Origin of the sequence: Oceanimonas pelagia, assembly GCF_030849025.1 — a bacterium.
In the GTDB taxonomy this organism is placed as follows: Bacteria; Pseudomonadota; Gammaproteobacteria; order Enterobacterales; family Aeromonadaceae; genus Oceanimonas; species Oceanimonas pelagia.
Genome location: NZ_CP118224.1, coordinates 3,259,381 through 3,280,326 on the forward strand (window position 1 = coordinate 3,259,381; position 20,946 = coordinate 3,280,326).

19 protein-coding genes are annotated in these 20,946 nt (G+C 65.0%); 11 read left to right on the forward strand and 8 right to left on the reverse strand.

Going from position 1 to position 20,946, the window contains the following annotated elements; genetic code table 11:
• Positions 1-106: 106 nt before the first annotated feature.
• Both mnmE and PU634_RS15630 read left to right on the forward strand, forming a co-directional pair.
• The gene (gene mnmE / locus PU634_RS15625) at positions 107-1,468 is read left to right on the forward strand and encodes a tRNA uridine-5-carboxymethylaminomethyl(34) synthesis GTPase MnmE (RefSeq protein ID WP_306761729.1); all 1,362 of its coding nucleotides are present in this window, start codon (positions 107-109) and stop codon (positions 1,466-1,468) included.
• A gap of 19 nt (positions 1,469-1,487) precedes the next feature.
• A complete protein-coding gene (locus PU634_RS15630) occupies positions 1,488-1,853 on the forward strand; it encodes a DnaJ family domain-containing protein (protein ID WP_306761730.1) in 366 nt (121 codons plus the stop codon).
• On the opposite strand, the gene PU634_RS15635 is transcribed toward PU634_RS15630, so the two are convergent.
• From PU634_RS15635 to PU634_RS15655, 5 genes are read right to left on the reverse strand one after another with little or no spacing between them, the layout of a single operon-like run.
• Positions 1,807-2,631, reverse strand: a complete 825-nt coding sequence (locus PU634_RS15635) for a metal ABC transporter permease (protein WP_306761732.1) — start codon at positions 2,629-2,631, stop codon at positions 1,807-1,809. The two genes, PU634_RS15630 and PU634_RS15635, sit on opposite strands and share 47 nt — an antisense overlap.
• Positions 2,628-3,485 (reverse strand): metal ABC transporter permease, encoded by an 858-nt coding sequence (locus PU634_RS15640; protein ID WP_306761734.1) that lies wholly within the window; start codon positions 3,483-3,485, stop codon positions 2,628-2,630. Before PU634_RS15640 ends, PU634_RS15635 begins: the two co-directional genes overlap by 4 nt.
• On the reverse strand, positions 3,469-4,362 hold the full coding sequence (locus tag PU634_RS15645) for a manganese/iron ABC transporter ATP-binding protein (RefSeq protein WP_306761735.1): 894 nt from the start codon (positions 4,360-4,362) through the stop codon (positions 3,469-3,471). Before PU634_RS15645 ends, PU634_RS15640 begins: the two co-directional genes overlap by 17 nt.
• Positions 4,359-5,267: a metal ABC transporter substrate-binding protein gene (locus PU634_RS15650; RefSeq protein ID WP_306761736.1), complete on the reverse strand. Its 909-nt coding sequence runs from the start codon at positions 5,265-5,267 to the stop codon at positions 4,359-4,361. Before PU634_RS15650 ends, PU634_RS15645 begins: the two co-directional genes overlap by 4 nt.
• Positions 5,268-5,319: 52 nt before the next feature.
• Positions 5,320-6,192, reverse strand: a complete 873-nt coding sequence (locus PU634_RS15655) for a LysR substrate-binding domain-containing protein (protein ID WP_306761737.1) — start codon at positions 6,190-6,192, stop codon at positions 5,320-5,322.
• A gap of 91 nt (positions 6,193-6,283) precedes the next feature.
• On the opposite strand from PU634_RS15655, the gene PU634_RS15660 reads away from it, so the two are divergent.
• The gene (locus PU634_RS15660; protein WP_306761739.1) at positions 6,284-7,255 is read left to right on the forward strand and encodes a TDT family transporter; all 972 of its coding nucleotides are present in this window, start codon (positions 6,284-6,286) and stop codon (positions 7,253-7,255) included.
• On the opposite strand, the gene PU634_RS15665 is transcribed toward PU634_RS15660, so the two are convergent.
• Entirely contained in the window at positions 7,249-8,283 is a 1,035-nt protein-coding gene (locus tag PU634_RS15665) for a Gfo/Idh/MocA family oxidoreductase (protein WP_306761740.1), read from the reverse strand. The genes PU634_RS15660 and PU634_RS15665 overlap by 7 nt on opposite strands.
• A 232-nt stretch (positions 8,284-8,515) precedes the next feature.
• Positions 8,516-8,680, reverse strand: a complete 165-nt coding sequence (locus PU634_RS15670; RefSeq protein ID WP_306761741.1) for a hypothetical protein — start codon at positions 8,678-8,680, stop codon at positions 8,516-8,518.
• Here PU634_RS15670 and PU634_RS15675 point away from each other — a divergent pair.
• The 3 genes from PU634_RS15675 to glcF are packed head-to-tail and all read left to right on the forward strand — an operon-like array spanning position 8,679 to position 12,408.
• The gene (locus PU634_RS15675; RefSeq protein ID WP_306761742.1) at positions 8,679-10,124 is read left to right on the forward strand and encodes an FAD-linked oxidase C-terminal domain-containing protein; all 1,446 of its coding nucleotides are present in this window, start codon (positions 8,679-8,681) and stop codon (positions 10,122-10,124) included. The two genes, PU634_RS15670 and PU634_RS15675, sit on opposite strands and share 2 nt — an antisense overlap.
• A complete protein-coding gene (glcE, locus tag PU634_RS15680) occupies positions 10,124-11,182 on the forward strand; it encodes a glycolate oxidase subunit GlcE (RefSeq protein ID WP_306761743.1) in 1,059 nt (352 codons plus the stop codon). Before PU634_RS15675 ends, glcE begins: the two co-directional genes overlap by 1 nt.
• A gap of 11 nt (positions 11,183-11,193) precedes the next feature.
• Positions 11,194-12,408, forward strand: coding sequence for a glycolate oxidase subunit GlcF (glcF, locus tag PU634_RS15685; protein WP_306761745.1), 1,215 nt, complete (start codon positions 11,194-11,196; stop codon positions 12,406-12,408).
• A 15-nt stretch (positions 12,409-12,423) separates the two neighbouring features.
• Here the strand turns inward: glcF and PU634_RS15690 are convergent, their stop codons facing one another.
• Positions 12,424-13,329: a LysR family transcriptional regulator gene (locus tag PU634_RS15690; RefSeq protein ID WP_306761746.1), complete on the reverse strand. Its 906-nt coding sequence runs from the start codon at positions 13,327-13,329 to the stop codon at positions 12,424-12,426.
• Positions 13,330-13,496: 167 nt separating this feature from the next.
• Here PU634_RS15690 and PU634_RS15695 point away from each other — a divergent pair, with 167 nt between their 5' ends.
• The 5 genes from PU634_RS15695 to PU634_RS15715 are packed head-to-tail and all read left to right on the forward strand — an operon-like array spanning position 13,497 to position 20,890.
• Positions 13,497-15,197, forward strand: a complete 1,701-nt coding sequence (locus tag PU634_RS15695) for an L-lactate permease (protein WP_442604699.1) — start codon at positions 13,497-13,499, stop codon at positions 15,195-15,197.
• 57 nt (positions 15,198-15,254) lie between these two features.
• On the forward strand, positions 15,255-16,025 hold the full coding sequence (locus tag PU634_RS15700) for a (Fe-S)-binding protein (RefSeq protein ID WP_306761747.1): 771 nt from the start codon (positions 15,255-15,257) through the stop codon (positions 16,023-16,025).
• Positions 16,018-17,436, forward strand: coding sequence for a LutB/LldF family L-lactate oxidation iron-sulfur protein (locus PU634_RS15705; protein WP_306761749.1), 1,419 nt, complete (start codon positions 16,018-16,020; stop codon positions 17,434-17,436). The genes PU634_RS15700 and PU634_RS15705 overlap by 8 nt, the downstream gene beginning before the upstream one ends.
• Entirely contained in the window at positions 17,436-18,089 is a 654-nt protein-coding gene (locus tag PU634_RS15710) for a LutC/YkgG family protein (RefSeq protein WP_306761750.1), read from the forward strand. Before PU634_RS15705 ends, PU634_RS15710 begins: the two co-directional genes overlap by 1 nt.
• Positions 18,089-20,890 (forward strand): FAD-binding and (Fe-S)-binding domain-containing protein, encoded by a 2,802-nt coding sequence (locus PU634_RS15715; protein WP_306761751.1) that lies wholly within the window; start codon positions 18,089-18,091, stop codon positions 20,888-20,890. The genes PU634_RS15710 and PU634_RS15715 overlap by 1 nt, the downstream gene beginning before the upstream one ends.
• Positions 20,891-20,946: the final 56 nt, after the last annotated feature.

Below are 20,946 nucleotides of genomic sequence, written 5' to 3' on the forward strand. Positions count from 1 at the left end.
GAGCGGCGTTAACGCAATACACTGGGCGGCCTGAGGGCCGCCTTTTTTATTGGCGGACATCACCGCCATACTGAACCGAACAGCTAATTCCGGAGTAACAGAACCCATGTCCAACGACACCATTGTCGCTCAGGCCACCGCCCCCGGACGCGGCGGCGTCGGCATTATTCGCGTTTCCGGCCCCCGGGCCGAGGCCGTGGCCCGGGCCGTGCTGGGCAAGGTGCCCAGAGTGCGCTACGCCGACTACCTGCCGTTCAGGGACGAACAGGGCACGGTGCTGGATCAGGGCATCGCCCTGCTGTTCAAGGGGCCCAACAGCTTTACCGGCGAAGACGTACTCGAACTGCAGGGGCACGGCGGTCCCGTGGTGCTGGACATGCTGGTGCGCCGCATTCTGGCCCTGCCCGGCCTGCGCCCGGCCCGGGCCGGCGAGTTCAGCGAGCGGGCCTTTCTCAACGACAAGCTGGATCTGGCCCAGGCCGAGGCCATTGCCGATCTGATTGAAGCGTCCAGCGAGCAGGCCGCCCGCTCGGCGCTGCAGTCGCTGCAGGGGGAGTTTTCCACCCGGGTGCACGGCCTGGTGGAAGCGCTTACTCACCTGCGCATCTATGTAGAAGCCGCCATCGACTTTCCCGACGAGGAAGTGGACTTTCTTTCCGACGGCAAGATTGCCGGCGAGCTGTACGGCATCATGGACCGGCTGGCCGAGGTGCAGCGGGAGGCCCGCCAGGGTGCCATCATGCGTGAAGGCATGAAGGTGGTGATCGCCGGCCGGCCCAACGCCGGCAAGTCCAGCCTGCTCAACGCCCTGGCCGGCAAGGAATCCGCCATTGTCACCGACATTGCCGGCACCACCCGGGACGTGCTGCGGGAGTACATTCACCTGGACGGCATGCCCCTGCACATTATCGACACCGCCGGCCTGCGCGAGGCCAGCGACGCGGTGGAGCGCATCGGCATCGAGCGGGCCTGGGCCGAAATCGAGCAGGCCGACCGCATTCTGTTTATGGTGGACGGCACCACCACCACGGCGCTGCACCCGAAAGACATCTGGCCCGACTTTATCGACCGGCTGCCGGCCCATATCGGCCTGACCGTGGTACGCAACAAGGCGGATCTCACCGGCGAGCCGCTCACCGTGAGCAGCGACGGCGAGCACCCGGTATATCCCATCTCCGCCCGCACCGGCGAAGGGGTGGAGGCGCTCAAGGAGCACCTGAAAGCCTGCATGGGCTTTCAGGGCGGCGGCGAAGGTGGCTTCAGCGCCCGACAGCGCCACCTGGACGCCCTGCACCACGCCGATCAGCACCTGATCATGGCCAGAGAGCAGCTGGAAGTATACATGGCCGGCGAGCTGGTGGCGGAAGAACTGCGCCTGGCCCAGGAGCAACTCAGCCAGATCACCGGCGAGTTCACCTCCGATGATTTGCTGGGCAGGATTTTTTCGTCGTTTTGTATCGGCAAGTAACCCTTGCCGGGAGGCAACCATGTGGTTAATCGATCAACGGGCCGAACAGGCCATCAGTCAGGCTCGGCGGGAAGGGCTGTTCGACCACCTGTCCGGTGCCGGCCGGCCCCAGCAGCTGGAAGACGACAGCCTGGTGCCCGCGCACCTGCGCGCCGGTTACCGGCTGCTGAAAAACGCCGGCTACCTGCCGCCGGAGCTGGAAGCCCGCAAGGAATACCTGCGGCTGACGGATCTGCTGGCCGCCACCGAGCATCACACCGAGAGGGAAAAACTGGAGCGCGATTTGCGCCGGCTGGAGATCCTGCTGGGCGAGCGCTTTCGCGAGCTGCCGGTGGCGCTCACGCAGCGGGTGCTGCACGTCCGGAAAACATCAGGGCCAGCATAAACAACACCATCATCAGCAGCACTATGGTGGGTGCCGGGGCGCTGTCGAGAAAGAACGACAGATAGACGCCCGCCAGAGACGCCAGCACCGCCGCCAGCACCGCCCACAGCAGCATCAGGCCAAAACGGCGGGTCAGCAGAAAGGCGGTGGCACCGGGGGTGATCAGCAGGGCGATGGCCAGCAAAATGCCCACCGACTTCAGTGCCGCCACTATGGTCAGGGTAAGCAGGCACAACAAACCGTAGTGCAGCCAGCCTACCCTGAGCCCCACCGCCCTGGCCTGCACCGGATCAAAGGCGTGCAGCAAAAAGTCCTTCCACTTCATGGCCAGCACCAGCACGGTGAGCAGGGCCACGGCCCCGGTTTCCATAATGTCCCAACGGCCCACCCCGAGCATGTCGCCAAACAGAATATGATCCAGATGCACCTCGGTGCTGATGCTCACATACACCAGCAGACCGAGCCCGAACATGCCGGAAAATACAATGCCCATCACGGTGTCCTGGCGCACACGGCTGTTGGCGGAAAGAAAGCCGATGCTGAGGGCGCACACCATGCCGGCGCCAAAGGCGCCCAACGCCAGCGGCACGCCCGCCAGATAGGCCAGCACCACACCGGGAAACACGCCATGGCTCATGGCATCCCCCATCAGCGCCCAGCCTCTGAGCACCAGAAAACACGACAGCAGCGCCGCCGGCACCGCAATCAGGGCCGAAATGATCAGCGCCTGGGTCATAAAGGCGAACTGAAAGGGCAGCAGCAAATCCGGCAGGCTCATGAGCGCCCTTCCCGTGCCAGCCCGGCACGCCGGCGGGCGGCCAGATAGCCGTGCCTGGGAGCAAACACAAAGACCAGCACAAAGATCAGGGTCTGCAGCACCACGATCAGGCCGCCGGTGGCGCCGTCGAGAAAATAACTGGCATAGGCCCCCAGGCCACTGGTAAGCGTGCCAAGGCCAACGGCGATCACCAGCAGCACCGGAAAGCGGTCGGTGAGCAAATAGGCGGTGGCGCCGGGGGTCACCACCATGCAGACCACCAGAAAGGCGCCCACCGTCTGCATGGCAGCCACCGTGCAGGCCGCCAGCAGGGTAAAGAACAGCAGTTTGATGTGCATGGGATTAATGCCCACCGAGCGAGCCTGGTGCTCGTCAAAAAACACCACCAGCAGATCCTTCCATTTGCACAGCAGCACCAGCAGGGAGGTCACAGCGATGATCACCAGCTGGATAATATCAAAGGGATCGATGGCCAGAATGTTGCCCAGCACTATGGTACGAATGTTCACCGCCATCGGCCTGAGCGACATCATGAACAGCCCGAGAGCGAAAAAGCCCGAGAAAATCAGGCCGATGATCACGTCTTCCCTGAGTTTGCTGCGCTGATGCAGCAGCAGCATGGCACCGGCGGCCAGGCCACCGGCCACAAAGGCGCCCAGGGAAAACGGCAGCCCCAGCAGGTAGGCGCCGGCCACCCCGGGCACGATGGCGTGGGACAGGGCATCGCCGATCAGCGACCAGCCCTTGAGCATCAGGTAGCAGGACAGAAAGGCGCACACCCCCCCCACCAGCGCCGACACCCAGATGGCGTTGATCATGTAACCGTAACCAAAGGGCTCAAGCAGAGTCGTCATCGCTTCGCTCCCGTTCGGCCCGGCCTTTCCGGCTCTGCACCTGGCCGCCCTCTATGATCAGCGGCCGCTCGTCGTCGCTGATCACACCGATGGAGGCGCTTTTTCCGGTGAGCATGAAATGACGCAGCACGCCGCCAAAGGCCTGCTCCAGGTTGGCCTGGTTAAAAGTGCTGGCGGTAGTGCCGTGAGCCAGTACCGTACCCTTGATGAGAATGGTGCGGTCACAGAACTCGGGCACCGAGCCCAGATTGTGGGTAGACACCAGCATCACCCGGCCCTCGTCGCGCAACTCCCGCAGCAGGGTGATGATGCGATCCTCGGTTTTCACGTCCACTCCGGTAAAGGGCTCATCGAGCAGGATCACCCGGCCGTCCTGAGCCAGGGCCCGGGCCAGAAACACCCGCTTCTTCTGGCCGCCGGAAAGCTCGCCGATCTGGCGATAACGGCAGTCGCTCATGCCCACTCGCGCCAGCGCCCGCTCCACCGCACGGTGATCCGCCTGTTTCGGCCGGCGCAGCAGGCCCATGTGGCCGTAGCGGCCCATCATCACCACGTCTTCCACCAGCACCGGAAAATTCCAGTCCACCTCCTCCGACTGAGGCACATAGGCCACCGCATTGCTGCGCAGTGCCGCCGCCACCGGCTGGCCCAGCACGCGAATATCGCCGGTCGCCAGCCGCACAAAGCCCATAATCGCCTTGAACAGGGTCGACTTGCCGGAGCCGTTCACCCCCACCAGGGCGGCAATAGTGCCCAGGGGCAGGTGAAAACTGGCGTCGCGCAGGCCGCTGTGACCGTTGCGGTAGGTCACGGTTACCCGCTGCACCACCAGGCCGGCGCCATCGGGCGAGGCGGCCAGGGTGTCGATGGTGCTCATTTCAGCCCCTCGGTCAGCCCCCGAGCAATGGTCTGCGAAGTCACCCGCAGCAAATCGAGGTAGGTGGGCACGGGGCCGTCCGGCTCGCTCAGGGAATCCACATAAAGCACGCCACCGTAGTGCGCTCCGGTTTCCCGGGCTACCTGGCGGGCTGACTTGTCGGAAATGGTGCTTTCGCTGAACACCGCCGGAATACGGTGCTCGCGCACGGTGTCGATAACCCGGCGCACCTGCTGGGGGGTGCCCTGTTGATCGGCATTGATCGGCCACAGATACAGCTCCTTCAAACCATAATCCCGGGCCAGGTAGGAAAAGGCGCCCTCGCTGGTCACCAGCCAGCGCTGATGTTCGGGAATGGTGGCAAACAGGGCCCGCAGGGGGGCGGTCTCGGCGATGATGCGCGCCTTGTAGGCCTCGGCATTGGCCCGGTAGACCGCGGCATTGGCCGGGTCGTATTGCACCAGGGCGGCGAGAATGTTGTCGACGTAAATCAGGGCGTTGTCGGGCGACATCCAGGCGTGCGGATTGGGCTTGCCGCGATAGGGGCCTTCATCAATGCCGATGGGCGTGATGCCCTCGCTCACCACCACCTCCGGCACGTTTTTCAGGTTCTGGTAGAAGCGCTCGAACCACAGCTCCAGATTAAGGCCGTTGGACAGCAACAACCGGGCATCGTGGGCGCGCAGCATGTCGCCGGGCGTGGGCTGGTATTCGTGGATTTCGGCCCCCGGCCTGGTGATGGACTCCACCACGGCGGCGCTGCCGGCCACGTTCTGTGCCATGTCGGCGATCACGGTAAAGGTGGTCACCACCCGGAACTTTTCCTGCGCGCCGACCGGCGCTGTTGCCAGCACCAGCAACAGCGCCAGAGCTCGCAATGCGTGTTTGATGATGCTGTCAGCCATGGCCCCTCCCTTATTACTCTATGATGGTGCCTGACCGGCGTTCCGGCCAGCCTCAGGGCTCGGCCGTGTCGCGACAGATTTCCACAAACCGGCGCAACAGGGCGGAATGGAACTTTTGCCGGTGCCACACCAGCCTGAGCGTGCGCGGCAACTCAAGGCCCACATCAATCACCGCCAGCCGCCCCCGGGCCAGCCGGTCCGCCGCCGCCAGCCGGGAGATCAGCGCCAGCCCCAGCCCCTGCTCCACCGCCTGCATCACCGCTTCCGGCGTGTTCAGCTCCAGCACCCTGCCCGGCCCGGCCAGGTGCGGTGCCAGTTCACGATCGAACTGTTCCCGGCTGCCGGAGCGGGGCTCGCGCAGCACCCAGTCACAGCCGGTCAGGCAGGCGGGCGTCAGGCACGACTGCCCCGCCAGTCCATGAGCCGGGGCGGCGATGATCAGCATTTCATCCTGCAGCCAGGGGTGAGTTTCCAGCTCGGCATGGCGGCTCTCCCCCTCAATCAGCGCCATGTCCAGCTCAAAGCGGGCCACCATGTCGCACAGGGTCTGGGTATTGGTAATGGTGACCGCCGCCTGCAACCAGGGCTGGCGCGCCAGCAGTGCCGGCAGCAGGTAGTTGCCGATGGTCTGGCTGGCACCCAGGCGCAGCTGGCCGGCGAGCTCGCCGCCGCCCTCGAACTGCCGTTCAATATCTGCCACCCGGCTGAGCACGTCTTCCGCCAGCGGTTGCAGCCGCAGGCCCTGATCGTTGAGCTGCAGCCGGGGGTGCACCCGGTCGAACAGCGGACTGCCCAGGCGCCGTTCCAGCTCGCTCAGCGACTGGGACACCGCCCCCCGGCTCAGACAGACTTCTTCCGCCGCCTTGCCCAGGTTGCCGTGACGGGCAATGCTGGCAAACACCTGCAGTTGTTTCAGGGTGATCATTTGATTTTTCCAAATGGTTGCTTTAAATCATTTGGATATTATAAACGAGGTGGCTTTTTTATGATGGCGGCAGTCACTGAGGAGCGCCGTTATGCTGAACACCACTCGCCATCGTCTTGCCGCCGCCCCCACCCCCATGGCCGGACTGGCCCTGGGCATTGCCAGCCTGGGCTGGTGCTGGGAAAACACCGGCCTGTTTGCCGGCCTGGCCCAAAGCCTGGGGGCCGCCATTGCCGCCGTGCTGCTGCTGATCCTCGCCGCCAAGTTTGTGCTGCATCCGCGCCGGCTGGCGGAGGATCTGGCCCACCCGGTGGTGGGCAGTGTGGTGCCCACCTTTGCCATGGCCACCATGGTGGTGTCGGCATCGCTCGACGGCACCGCCCGCGATCTGCTGTGGCTGCTGGCCACCGGGCTGCACGGGGTATTTCTGCTGGCCTTTGCCCGCCACCGGCTGCAGGCCTTTCGTCTGCACCACATGGTGCCCAGCTGGTTTGTACCGCCGGTGGGCATTATTGTGGCCGCCGTGGCCAGCCCGGGAGGCGAGCTGGCCCCCCTGGCGCAAGGGCTGATGTGGTTCGGTCTGGGGTGCTACGGCCTGTTGCTGCCGCCGATGCTGTACCGGCTGATCTTCTGTGACCAGGTGCCCGATGCCGCCAAGCCCACCATCGCCATTCTGGCGGCACCGGCCAGCCTGTCGCTGGCCGGTTACCTCACCGTGATCACTCAGCCGGATCCGCTGCTGGTGGCGGTGCTGCTGGGCATAGCGGTGCTGATGACGGCACTCATCTACCTGGCGCTGCTGCACCTGCTGCGGCTGCCGTTCAGCCCGGGCTATGCCGCCTTCACCTTTCCGCTGGTGATCGGCGCCACCGCCCTGTTCAAGGTGGCGGCCCTGGCCAGCGGCCTGGGGCTGGACGGCACCCTGCTGGCCCGGTTGGAAGGTCTGGCACAACTGGAGCTGGTGGTGGCCACCCTGATGGTAAGCTATGTGGCGCTGCGCTACGCCCTGCGCTTCACCGCCCTTGGCCGGCTGCGGGTACCGGGCCGGCAGCCGGCTCAGTAATTGACGTCGGGCACCGGCAGGGTGCGGCCTTCGCTGCTGCTCTTTTCCGCCAGATGAATAATGTTGAGCCCGTTGAGCGCCTCACGCATGGTGACCGGCAGCGGGCCTTCGCCACGAATAGCCCGGGCGGTGTCTTCGTAAAAGTGGCGGTAGCCGCCCACTTCCGACACGATCACCTCCGGCTCGCCATCGGAATAAAACACCCCGTAATCGCTTTCCGCCTCCTTGGCCAGAAAGGGGGAGCCAGGCACTATGCCGTCCCGCAGCCGTTCTTCCTGGGGATCGAAACCCCGCTTGATGTAACAGCCCAGCTCGCCCTGCAGCTTGAAGCGCAGGGTCGGCCCGGGGTGGTAGGAGCTGGAGTGCAGCACCACTTCCTTGTCGGCGTAATGCAGCTGCACGTGAAAGTAATCGGTCACATTCGAACCCGGACGCTGGGACAGACACCGGCCGGTCACCGCCAGCGGCTTGCCAAACAGCTCCAGGGTCTGATCCACCAGGTGCCCCCCCAGATCGAACCAGGCGCCGGCCCCCACGCCGGGCTGATCCTCCAGCCCCCTGGGCGTGGGGCGAAAACGATCAAAGTGGGATTCAAAGGCATGCACCGGGCCTACCTTGCCCTCTGCCAGCAACCGCTTGATGGTGAGAAAGTCGCTGTCCCAGCGGCGGTTGTGAAAGGGGATCAGACACAGCCGGCTGGTCTCGGCCAGGCGCATCAGCTCGCTGCCCTGATGCAGCTGGGTCACCGCCGGGTTTTCCATCACCACGTGCAGGCCCAGGCTCAGGGCCTTGCGCCCCAGCTCGTAGTGCACCTCGTTGGGCGCGGTGATCACCACCAGCCGGGCGCCGGACTCACGCAGCATCTCATCCACGTCGGTATACACCCGCACATCGGGCCAGTCCCGCTCCACCCGTTCCGGCCGGGAGGTATGAATGGCGACCAGCTCAAATTCGGGCAGGCTGTCGATAAAGGGCAAATGATAAATGCTGGCCGACTGGCCATAACCGATCACGGCGGTTTTGATCATGATAAAACCTCATCGAGCACCGGCACGTCCTTGCGCGGCAGGAAATAAAGAAATTCGGCCTCACAAAAAACCACAGTCCCTGCCACCGGGTCAAGGCTCGCGGTTTCCGCCCGGCGGCTCAAGCGGCACCGGTGCCGAGGCATGATGGGGCGGGATACGAGCACGGGAAGCAAGCATCCGGGTCGCTTCACGAGCGGGGGGAAGTTAAAAATACTCCTTTTTATACATACACTTAAATTGTGATCCAGGCGGAAATCGAGACAAAAACAGCGTTTTGGGTACAGATAAACATGGCATGGCCGGCGGTGGCGGTGCCATGCTGATCCGGCGACCGGACGACCTGGTGACCGATCAACCAGCGGGCCCGCCCCGGCCCCAGCAGGGAGAAGGAATTCATGACCAGCCCTCACACGGCATTGCGCGACACCCTGGCCGAGGCCTTTCGCGCCTTTATCGAGCCGGAATACGTGATAGCCGATGCCGAAACCCAGAAACCCTACGAATGCGACGGCCTCTCCATGTATTGCGAGATGCCCATGCTGGTGGTGCTGCCGGGCACGGTGGCCGCGGTGCAGCACGTGCTGCGGCTGTGCCACCAGCACCAAGTGCCGGTGGTGGCCCGGGGTGCCGGCACCGGCCTGTGCGCCGGTGCCATGCCCAGTGCCGATGGCGTGTTGCTGTCGATGGCCCGCTTCAAGGATATTCTCGACATCGACCCGCTGGCGCGCACCGCCCGGCTGCAGCCCGGGGTGCGCAACCTGGCCATCAGCGAGGCCGCCGCGCCTTATGGCCTCTATTACGGGCCGGATCCTTCTTCCCAGATAGCCTGCACCATCGGCGGCAACGTGGCGGAAAACTCCGGCGGCGTGCACTGCCTCAAATACGGCCTGACGGTGCACAACCTGCAAAAGGTGGAGCTGCTCACGGTGGACGGCGAGCGGCTGGTGTTCGGCGGAGACGGTCTCGACAGCCAGGGGCCGGATCTGCTGGCGCTGCTCACCGGCTCCGAGGGACTGCTCGGCATCATCACCGAAGTGACGGTCAAGCTGCTGCCGCTGCCGGAAAAAGCCCAGGTGGTGATGGCCGGCTTTGAGCGGGTGCAGCAGGCCGGCGATGCCGTGGGCGCGGTGATCGCCGAGGGCATTATTCCCGCCGGACTGGAGATGATGGACAGCCACGCCATCATCGCCGCCGAGGCCTTTGCCCAAGCCGGCTACCCCACCGACGCCCAGGCCCTGCTGTTGTGCGAGCTGGACGGCACCGCAGAGGAAGTGGCCGAATACATAGCCCGGGTAGAAGCTATTTTTCGGGAGCAGGGCGCCACCCAAATTCGCGTGTCCCAGAGCGAGGCCGAGCGGGCCCTGCTGTGGAAGGGCCGCAAGTCGGCCTTTCCCGCCGTGGGGCGACTCTCTCCCGACTATTACTGCATGGACGGCACCATACCCCGGGGCCAGCTGGCCCATGTGCTGACCGAGATGCAGGCCATGTCGGAACACTACGGCCTGCGGGTGGCCAACGTGTTTCACGCCGGCGACGGCAACCTGCACCCGCTGATCCTGTTCGACGCCAACGTGCCCGGTGAATTCGAGAAAACCGAAGAATTCGGCGGCAAAATTCTGGAGCTGTGCGTGGCGGTGGGCGGCTGCATTACCGGCGAGCACGGCGTTGGCATCGAGAAAATCCGGCAGATGCGGGTGCAGTTCAGCGAGCTGGAGCTGGCCCAGTTTCACGCCATCAAGGCGGCCTTTGACCCCCTCGGCACCCTCAACCCGGGCAAGGGCATTCCCCTGCTCAAACACTGCCAGGAATACCGCACCCTCGATCACAAGGAGGCACGCTGATGGCGGATTTGACTTCATCCCTGCTGGCGCAAGTGCAACAGGCCCGGGCCGAGGGCACACCGCTGCAAATCATCGGCGGCAACAGCAAGGCCTTTATGGGCAGAGTCCCCAAGGGCGAACCGCTGCCACTTTCCGGCCACAGCGGCATTGTCAGTTATCAGCCGGTGGAGCTGGTGCTCACCGCCCGCGCCGGCACCCCCCTTGCCGAAGTGCAGGCCACCCTGGCGGAGCGGGGTCAGATGCTGGCCTGCGACCCGCCGTTGTTCGACGGCCGAGCCACCCTGGGCGGCACTCTGGCCTGCCACCTGTCCGGCCCGGGCCGGCCCTGGACCGGCTCGGTTCGGGATCAGCTGCTGGGCATTCGGCTCATCAACGGCCGGGGCGAGCACCTGCGCTTTGGCGGCCAGGTGATGAAAAACGTGGCCGGCTACGACGTGTCCCGGCTGCAGGCCGGGGCCATGGGCACCCTGGGGGTGATCACCGAGCTCAGCCTCAAGGTAATGCCGGTGCCGGACTGCAGCCTCACCCTGGTGCGCGAGCTGGATGCCGGTGCCGCCATACAGGAAATGAACCGGCTGGCGGGCCAGCCCCGGCCGCTCACCGCCGCCTGCTGGCTGGACAACCGGCTCTATCTGCGGCTGTCCGGTGCCGCCAGTGCGGTCAACAACACCGCCAGGCTGTGGCCGGGGAAAGTACTGGAAGACGGCGACACCTTCTGGCGGGATCTGCGCGAGCAGCGGCTGGCGTTCTTTGCCGGCAATGCGCCCCTGTGGCGCTTTTCAGTGGGCTCCACCGCCGCCCATGTATTGCCCGACGCCCCCTGGTTGCTGGACTGGGCCGGCAGCCAGCGCTGGCTGCGGGGCGAATTCGACCAAAGAGAGCTGGAAATCCTGGCCGAAGCCGCCGGCGGCCAGGTGGCCCGGTACCGGGGCGGCGATCGCAGCGGCGAAGTGCTGCATACCCTGCCGGCCCCCATGCAGGCCCTGCAGCGCCGGCTCAAGGCGGCGCTGGATCCGGACGGCCTGTTCAATCCGGGCCGGCTCTACCGCTGGCTGTAAAGGACGACATCATGCGTACAGACATTCATGTGAACTACCAGGATCACCCCGACATTCAGGAAGCCGAGTCGATTCTGCGCAGCTGCGTGCACTGCGGCTTCTGCACCGCCACCTGCCCCACTTACCAAGAGCTGGGCGACGAACGGGACGGCCCGCGCGGGCGTATTTACCTGATCAAGCAGATGCTGGAAAGCGGCGAGATCAGCGAAAAATCACAGACTCACCTGGACCGTTGCCTGACCTGCCGCAGCTGCGAGACCACCTGCCCGTCCGGAGTGCGCTACGGCCGGCTGGCGGAGATCGGCCGCGGCATCATGGAGCAGCAGTTACCCCGCTCCAAGGGCCGGCGCCTGCTGCGCTGGCTGCTGCGTAAGGTGCTGCCGTTTCCGGCCCGGCTGCGGCCGCTGCTGGTGCTGGGACGCATGACCCGGCCACTGTTGCCCGGGGTGCTGGCGGCCAAGGTTCCCCCGGCACAGGCAACGGCTGCCCTGCCTCAACGTCGTCACGCCAGAGTGATGCTGGCGCTGGGCGGCTGTGCCCAGGCGGCGGCCACCCCCAACACCCACGGGGCGGCGGCCCGGGTGCTGGACCGGCTTGGCATCAGCCTGATGCAGGCCCCCGAGGCGGGCTGCTGCGGCGCGGTCAGCTATCACCTCTCGGCCCATGAGGAAGGGCTCGGTTTTATGCGCCGCAACATCGACGCCTGGTGGCCCCATCTTCAGGCCGGCGCCGAGGCCATCGTGATCAGCGCATCCGGCTGCGGCGCCATGGTGAAGGAGTACGGCGACAAGCTGGCCCATGACCCGGCCTATGCCGACAAGGCACGCCGGGTGAGTGAGCTGGCCCGGGATCTGAGCGAGGTGCTGGCAGGAGAAGACCTCAGCAAGCTGCCCCTGGCCGGCCGGGGCCGCAAAACTGCGGTGCACTGCCCCTGCACCCTGCAACATGCGCTCAAACTGGGCGGTCAGGTCGAGGCCATACTGCGCCGGGCCGGACTGGAGCTGACCCCGGTCAAGGACGGCCACCTCTGTTGTGGCTCGGCGGGCACCTATTCCATCCTGCAGCCGAAGCTCAGCCAACAGCTGCTCAGCAACAAGCTGGACGCCCTCACCGCGGGTGGGCCCGAGCAGATCGTCACCGCCAACGTGGGCTGCCAGCTGCATCTGGCCAGCAAGGCAACGGTGCCGGTAAAACACTGGATTGAGCTGCTCGATCCCGGCGAATAAGCCGCGCCGGGACCGTCAGAAGTAATGCCTGATTGCCATGTAGCGGGCGCGAATGTGTTCGATCAGCAGTTTTATCTTGCGGGGCGGCTGGCGGTTGTAGGGGTAGACGGCGTAAATGCCCAGCACCTTGCCCACCCGGCTGGGCAACAGCTCCATCAGCCGGCCCGCCTGCAGATCCGGATACACCAGGCAGCGGGGCACATAGGCCAGGCCATGGCCGGCCAGGGCGGCCTTGCGCAGGGCGGCGGCGTTGTCGGTGGAGAAGTTGCCGCTCACCCGCAGTGAATAGGTCTCACCAAAGCGGTTGAACAGCCAGTCCCGGGCGCCGCTCTCCTGATAGCTGTAGATCAGGCAGTTATGCTGCAGCAGATCTTCCGGCACCTGGGGCTTGCCGTGACGGCTGAGATAGGCGGGCGCGGCGCAGATGGTCCAGCGCGAGTCCAGAATATGGCGGGCAATCAGGCTGGAGTCCTCCAGATGACCGGTGCGGATCACCAGGTCGTAACCTTCCCCAATCAGGTCCACAAACCGGTTGTCCAGCGACATGTCGACGCTGATGGCCGGATGCAGCTCACAAAATTGCGCCACCGCCTCCGCCAGCAGCAGCTCACCGGAAATGGTGGGCACCGACATGCGAATGTGCCCCTGCAGGGTGTCGCTGTAGCCGGTGACCGCATCGAAGGCCTCCTGAGCCGACTGCGCCACCGCCTGAGCCCGCTCAAACAGCACCCGGCCCGCCTCGGTCAGGGTCAGGCGCCGCGTGGTACGGTGGATCAGGGTGCTGCCCAGCTCGGCTTCAAGCCGGGCGATGCGCTTGCTCACCACCGAGTTGGTCAGGCCGTGGGCCTCGGCGGCCCTGCTGAAGGATCCCAGCTCAATTACCTGGGCAAACAGAATGAGATCGTCGGTTCTCGGCATCATTTAACCAGTTTTGGAAACAATGAGTTTCATTAAGTCTATATATCCACAAAAAACAAGGGATTAAAGTTTACATTCGTTTAACACCCCGAGTGCCATCGTACTCTACAGTATTAAGGATACGGGTGGAGAGACGCCGCCCAAGAACAAGGTGACAAGGATAAACACTCATGATGAATGATACGCTGCTGGCATTGCTGGCCTTTTCTCCCATACTGCTCGCCGCCGTGCTGCTGGTGGGCCTGCAATGGCCGGCCAAACGCGCCATGCCGCTGGCCTTTCTGCTGACCGTCATCATTGCCCTCTGGGCCTGGGACATGACCGGAACCCGGGTGCTGGCCTCCACCCTGCAGGGGCTGGTGATCTCCGTCTCGCTGCTGTGGATCATCTTTGGCGCCATTCTGCTGCTCAACACCCTCAAGCATACCGGTGCCATTACCACCATTCGCAACGGCTTTACCGCCATCAGCCCGGACCGGCGCATTCAGGCCATTATTGTGGCCTGGTGTTTCGGCTGCTTTATTGAAGGCGCCTCGGGCTTTGGCACTCCGGCGGCGGTGGCGGCCCCCTTGATGGTGGCGCTGGGCTTTCCGGCCCTGGGCGCAGTGCTGATGGGCATGATGATTCAGAGCACACCGGTCTCCTTCGGTGCCGTGGGCACCCCCATTATCGTGGGCGTGACCACCGGCCTCGACAACGCCGCCATCAACAGCACCCTGAGTGCCGCCGGCTCGGGCTGGCCGGTGTACCTGCAAACGGTCACCAGCAACGTGGCCGTCACTCACGCCATTGTCGGCATTCTGATGCCGCTGTTCATGTGCATGATGCTGACCCGCTTTTTCGGCAAGGAAAAAAGCTGGAAGCAGGGTCTGGAAATTCTGCCCTTTGCCATTTTCGCCGGGCTGGCCTTTACCGTGCCCTACGCCCTCACCGGCGTGTTTCTCGGCCCCGAGTTTCCGTCCCTGATCGGTGGCCTGGTGGGGCTGGCCATAGTCGTCACCGCCGCCCGCAAGGGCTTTCTGGTGCCCAAACACACCTTTGATTTTCCCGATGAAAAAGACTGGCCGGCGGAATGGCTGGGTTCCCTGGTCATTCACAAGGAAGATCTGCAGAAAAAGCCCATCGGCCTGGCCCTGGCCTGGTTCCCCTACCTGCTGCTGCCGGCCCTGCTGGTGCTGAGCCGCACCAGTGACGGCTTCAAGGCAATGCTCACCGGCTGGAACATCGCTTTTACCGATCTGCTGGGCGAAGCGGGCATCAGCGCCGGCATTCAGCCCCTGTACCTGCCCGGCGGCATTCTGGTGTTCGTGTCGCTGGTGGCGGTGCTGAGCCAGACCCGCTCGCTTAAGGATCTGGGCCCGGCCATTCACGAGTCGAGCAGAACCCTGATCGGCGCCGGCTTTGTGCTGATGTTCACCGTGCCCATGGTGCGTATCTTCATCAACTCCGGCGTTAACGAGGCCGATATTGCCAGCATGCCGGTGATGACCGCCAAGGTGGCCGCCGATCTGGTGGGCGGGTTCTTTCCCGCCATCAGCGGCGTCATCGGCGCCCTCGGGGCCTTTATCGCCGGCTCCAATACGGTATCGAACATGATGTTTTCCCAGTTCCAGTTCGAGGTGGCCCAGACCCTTGGGGTGTCCACCGCCATGGTGGTGGCACTGCAGGCGGTGGGCGCCGCCGCCGGCAACATGATCGCCATTCACAACGTGGTGGCGGCCTCGGCCACCGTGGGACTGCTGGGCCGGGAAGGCACCACGCTGCGCAAAACCGCCCTGCCCACCCTCTATTACCTGGTGGCCATCGGCATCATCGGCATGATTGCCATCTACGGAATGGGCATCTCGGATCCGCTGCTGCAGCTGTCCTGATGCCATGCCGCCGGCGCCCGCTGGCGGCCTTGTTGTAACCCTGACAGGAATTGCCCTATGTCGTCCGCTATTCGCCTCTACCCGCCCAGACCGGAAAAGGTCTACGTCTACGCCACCTGCCTGGTGGATCTGTTTTCGCCCCAAAGCGGGCTGGATGCCATTCGCCTGCTGGAACTGGCCGGGGTTGAGGTTATCTACGTGCCCAAGCAGAGTTGCTGCGGCCAGCCCGCCTATTCCTCCGGCTATAACGACGACGCCCGCACCACGGCCCTCAGCCAGATGGCGCTGTTTCCCGAGCCCTGGCCGGTGATCGTGCTGTCGGGCTCCTGCGGCGGCATGATGCACCATCATTACCGCCGGCTGTTTGCCGGCAGCGAGCACGAGGCCCGCGTCAATCAATTCTGTGATCGGGTATTTGAACTCACCGAGTTTCTGGTGCACGTCTGCCGCATTCGGCTGAAGGATCAGGGCCCCAGCACCTCAGTGGTACTGCACACCTCCTGCGCCGCCCGCCGGGAAATGAAGGTGCATGTCACCGCCCGCCAGCTGCTGGGCCAGCTGGAGCAGGTGGAGCTGCGCGAGCAGGCCTACGAAAGCGAGTGCTGCGGCTTTGGCGGCACCTTTGCGGTGCGCCACCCGGCCATCAGCGAGGCCATGGTGCAGGACAAGACCCGGCATCTGAACGACACCCAGGCCGAACAGCTGGTCAGTGCCGACTGGGGCTGCCTGCTCAATATCAACGGCGCCCTGGAATACCAGGGCCGCACCCTCAAAGGCATTCACCTGGCCAGCTTTCTGCTGAGCCGGCTGGAGGGAAGCCATGCATAACCAGCCTCAACACTTTCACGCCCAGGCCGAGGCGGCCCTGGCCGACAAGGAGCTGCGCGCCAACTTTCGCGGCGCCATGGACTACCTGCGCGACAAGCGCAAAACCGCCTTTGCCGACGCCGGTGAGGAAAGCGCCATTCGCGATCGGGCCGAGGCCATTCGCCGGCGCTGCCTGAGCAAGCTGCCCGAACTGCTGGAACAACTGGAAAGCAACTGCATCGCCAACGGCATTCGCGTGCACTGGGCGGAAAACGCCGAGCAGGCCAACGCCATTTTCACCGACATCATCCAGTCTCACGGCGGCACCCTGGCCGTGAAGGGCAAGTCAATGGTGAGCGAGGAAATCGAGCTGAACGACGCCATGGCCAAGGAAGGCATCACCTGCCTGGAAAGCGACATGGGCGAATACATAGTCCAGCTCGGCCGGGAAACGCCGTCCCACATCATCATGCCCGCCATTCACAAGAACAAGCAGCAGGTGGCCGATTTGTTCGCCGAGCATGTGCCCGGCTTTGAACACACCCTGGACGTGGATACCCTGATCCAGACCGGCCGGCGGGTGCTGCGGGAAAAATACCGCACCGCCGACGTGGGCGTGTCCGGGGTCAACTTTGCGGTGGCGGAAACCGGCACCCTGTGCCTGGTGGAAAACGAAGGCAACGGCCGCATGTGCACCACAGTGCCCGAAGTGCATATTGCCATTACCGGCATCGAGAAGGTGGTGGAATTTCTGGCCGACGTGCCGCCGCTGTTCAGCGCCCTCACCCGCTCCGCCACCGGCCAGCTGATCACCACCTACTTCAACATGATCAGTGGCCCGCGCAAGGAAAATGAGCTCGACGGCCCCAAGGAAGTGCACCTGGTGCTGCTCGACAACGGCCGCAGCCAGGCCTTTGCCGACGAGGAGCTGCGCAAGACCCTGCAATGCATTCGCTGCGGTGCCTGCATGAACCACTGTCCGGTGTACACCCGCATTGGTGGCCATGCCTACGGCACCGTGTATCCCGGCCCCATCGGCAAGATCATCTCGCCGCACCTGATGGGCCTGGAGGCAACCCGGGATCTGCCCACCGCTTCCAGCCTGTGCGGCGCCTGCGGCGAGGTGTGCCCGGTGCGCATTCCCATTCCCGAGCTGCTGCAGCGGCTGCGCCACGAGGCCAAGCAGGATCCCGCTCCCGGCGCCCTGCCCCTGCGCGGCCAGAAGGCGGCGGCCAGCAACACCGAGGCCTTTGTCTGGCGCAGCTTTGCCCTGGCCACCCGCCAGCCGGCGCTGTACCGTATGCTGACCTGGTGCGCCACCCGGCTGCGCTGGCTGATCCCGCGCAAGCTGGGCCCCTGGACCCGCTGCCGCACCGCCCCAAAACCTGCCGCCCGCACCCTGCGTGAACTCATGGCCGAGAGGAACAAATAATGTCGACCGCCCGAACCGCCATTCTTGACCGGCTGCGCCGGGTCAATGCGCTGCCGCTGTCCGCGCCGGAGCCGGACTACCCCATCTGGAACGACTCCGACCCCGACACCATGCTGGCCCGGCTCACCGGGCTGCTGGAACAGAACCATGCCGAGGTGCTGCGCCTGTCCCGCACCGCCCTGGTGTCCACCCTGCGGGAGCGGCTGGCTGAAGCCGGCATCAAGCGGGTGGCCACCGGCACCGGCGGTGAATTTTTTGACGAAATCACCCAGGCCTTGAACGGCACCGCCGAGCGGGTCTGCTTTGACCGCCCGCTGGAAGAGTGGAAAGACGAGCTGTTCAACACCATGGATGCCGGCATCACCGGCTGCCACGGCGCCATTGCCGCCAGCGGCAGCCTGGTGCTGTGGCCGGGGCCGGAAGAGCCGCGCACCCTGTCGCTGGTGCCGCCCCATCACATTGCCATTCTCAAGGCCTCCACCCTGCACGCCAACCTGCCGGCCATGATGGCCAGCGAAGGCTGGAACCAGGGCATGCCCACCAACCTGCTGCTGGTGTCGGGCCCGTCCAAGACCGCCGACATACAGCAAACCCTGGCCTACGGCGCCCACGGCCCCAGCGCCCTGACGGTATTGATTCTGGAGGATGCCTGATGGAGGCACGCTACCAGCGGCTGGCCGACGAGCTGGCCGGCTTTTTGCCGAGTGAACGTATTATTGCCGATCCGTCCCTGTGCCTGGCCTACGGCACCGATGCCAGCTTTTACCGGCTGCTGCCCAAACTGGTGCTGCGGCTGGCAAGCCAGGACGAAGTGGTGCGAGTGCTGGCGGCCTGCCGCCGGCATGGCATTCCCTGCACCTTTCGTGCCGCCGGCACCAGCCTGTCGGGGCAGGCGGTGTCCGACTCGGTGCTGATCACCCTCACCGACGACTGGCGCGGCCACCGCATCGAGGACGACGGCAAACGGATCGCCCTGCAACCCGGGGTGATCGGCGCCGACGCCAACCGCTATCTGGCCCCCTATGGCCGCAAGATTGGCCCGGATCCGGCGTCCATCAACAGCTGCAAGATCGGCGGCATTGCCGCCAACAACGCCTCCGGCATGTGCTGCGGCACCGCCCAGAACTCCTACCGCACCCTGCACGGCCTGAGCCTGGTGCTGGCCGACGGCACTCGGCTCGACACCCGGGACGCCGCCAGCCGGGCCCGTTTTGCCGAGCACAGGCCCGAGCTGCTGGCCGGGCTCAAACAACTGAGCGAAGAAGTAAAAGCCAACCCTGAGCTCAGCGAGCGCATTCGCCACAAGTACCGGCTGAAGAACACCACCGGCTACAGCCTGAACGCCCTGCTCGACTTTGACGATCCCGTCGACATGCTGGCCCACCTGATGATCGGCTCCGAAGGCACCCTCGGCTTTATGGCCGAGGTCAGCTATAACACGGTGCCCGATCACCCGTTCAAGGCCTCCTGCCTGCTGGTGTATGCCGACATTGAAACCACCTGCCGGGCGGTGACCGCCCTGGCCGGCACCGAAGTGGCGGCGGTGGAACTGATGGACGGCCGGGCCCTGGCCTCCATTGCCGACAAGCCGGGCATGCCCGGCTTTGTGCGCGAGCTCGACACGGAAGCCGCCGCCCTGCTGGTGGAAGTGCACGGCGCCGATGAGGCCGAGCTGCTGCAGAAATGCGAGCGGGCCATGGCCGCCGTCACTCCCTTTGAGCGCCGCAACCAGGTGGCCTTCACCCAGGACAAGGCCACCTGCGCCACCCTCTGGGCCATGCGCAAGGGCATGTTTCCGGCGGTGGGCGCGGTGCGGGAAACCGGCACCACCGTGATCATTGAAGACGTGGCCTTTCCGGTAGAAGAGCTGGCCCCGGCGGTGCGTAAACTCACCGCCCTGTTTGAGCGCTTTGGCTACCATGAGGCCATCATCTTCGGCCATGCCCTGGCGGGCAACCTGCACTTCGTGTTCACTCAGGGGTTTGATACTCAGGCCGAGCTGGAGCGCTACGGCGGCTTTATGGACGCCGTGGCGCAGCTGGTGGCGGTGGACTACGGCGGCTCGCTCAAGGCCGAGCACGGCACCGGCCGCAACATGGCCCCCTATGTGGAGCTGGAGTGGGGCAAGGAGGGGTATGCCCTGATGCAACGCATCAAGGCGCTGTTCGACCCGGACGGCCTGCTCAACCCCGGGGTGATCCTCAACGACGATCACCAGGCCCACCTGAAAGACCTGAAGCCCCTGCCCGCCGCCGATGCCATCGTCGACAAGTGCATTGAATGCGGCTTTTGCGAGGCGGTGTGCCCGTCCCGGGATCTGAGCCTGACCCCGCGCCAGCGCATTGTGCTGTTTCGCGAGCTGCAACGCCGGGCCGCCGCCGGCGAGTCCACCGCCGACTCGCTGCAACGCGTGTTTGATAAACAGGGCGTGGATACCTGCGCCGCCACCGGCCTGTGCGCCCAGCGCTGCCCGGTGGGCATCAACACCGGGGATCTGGTACGCCAGCTGCGCACCGTGCGCTACCAGAAATTCGAGCCCATCGCCCGCTGGACCGCCAGCCACTTTACCGCCACCACCCGGGCCGTGGCCCTGGGGCTGAATGCCGCCCACCTTGGTCGCCGGCTGCTTGGCGACCACACCATGACCCGGCTGAATGCCGGGCTGCGCAAGGCGAGCAAAAACAAGGTGCCGCTGTGGCTGCCGGAAACCCCGGGCGCCAACCCGCACCGGCCCAGGGCCGGCGGCTCCGGGCCGGAAAAGGTAGTGTATTTTCCGTCCTGCGCCAGCCGCACTCTGGGGCAGTCGCCGGGCGCGCGAGACCCCCGTTCCCTCACCGAGGTCACCCTGGCGGTGCTCAACAAGGCCGGTTTTGAGGTGATCCTGCCCGAGTCGCTCACCGGCCTGTGCTGCGGCATGCCCTATCAGAGCAAGGGGATGGCGGCGCTGGCCAGCGGCAAGGCCGCCGAGCTGGAATCCGCCCTGTGGCAGGCCAGTGAACAGGGCCGCTGGCCGGTGCTGATGGACACCAGCCCCTGCGCCAAGCGCAGCCTGGAAACCGCAAGCCGGCCGCTCAAGATTTATGAGCCGGTGCAGTTTGTGCTGGAACACGCCCTGGAGCGGCTGGCGATCGAACCGGTGGATGAGACTGTGATGCTGCACATTACCTGCAGCAGCCGGCGCATGGGGCTGGCCGAGCCCATGCTGGCGCTGGCCCGGCGCTGCGCACAAGAGGTGGTGGTGCCCGAACACATCGAATGCTGCGGCTTTGCCGGCGACAAGGGCTTTACCACCCCGGAGCTGAACGCCGCCGCGCTCAAACCGCTGCGGGAACAGGTGCCGGCGGGTTGCACCCGGGGTGTGAGCAACAGCCGCACCTGCGAGCTGGGGCTCAGCCACCACAGCGGCATTCACTACGAGTCCATTCTCTACCTGGTGGATGAAGCCAGCCAGTAACCCTCAACGCCCCTGCTGGGGCGTTTGACTATTTCGGCTTCCGCAGCGTGATCAAC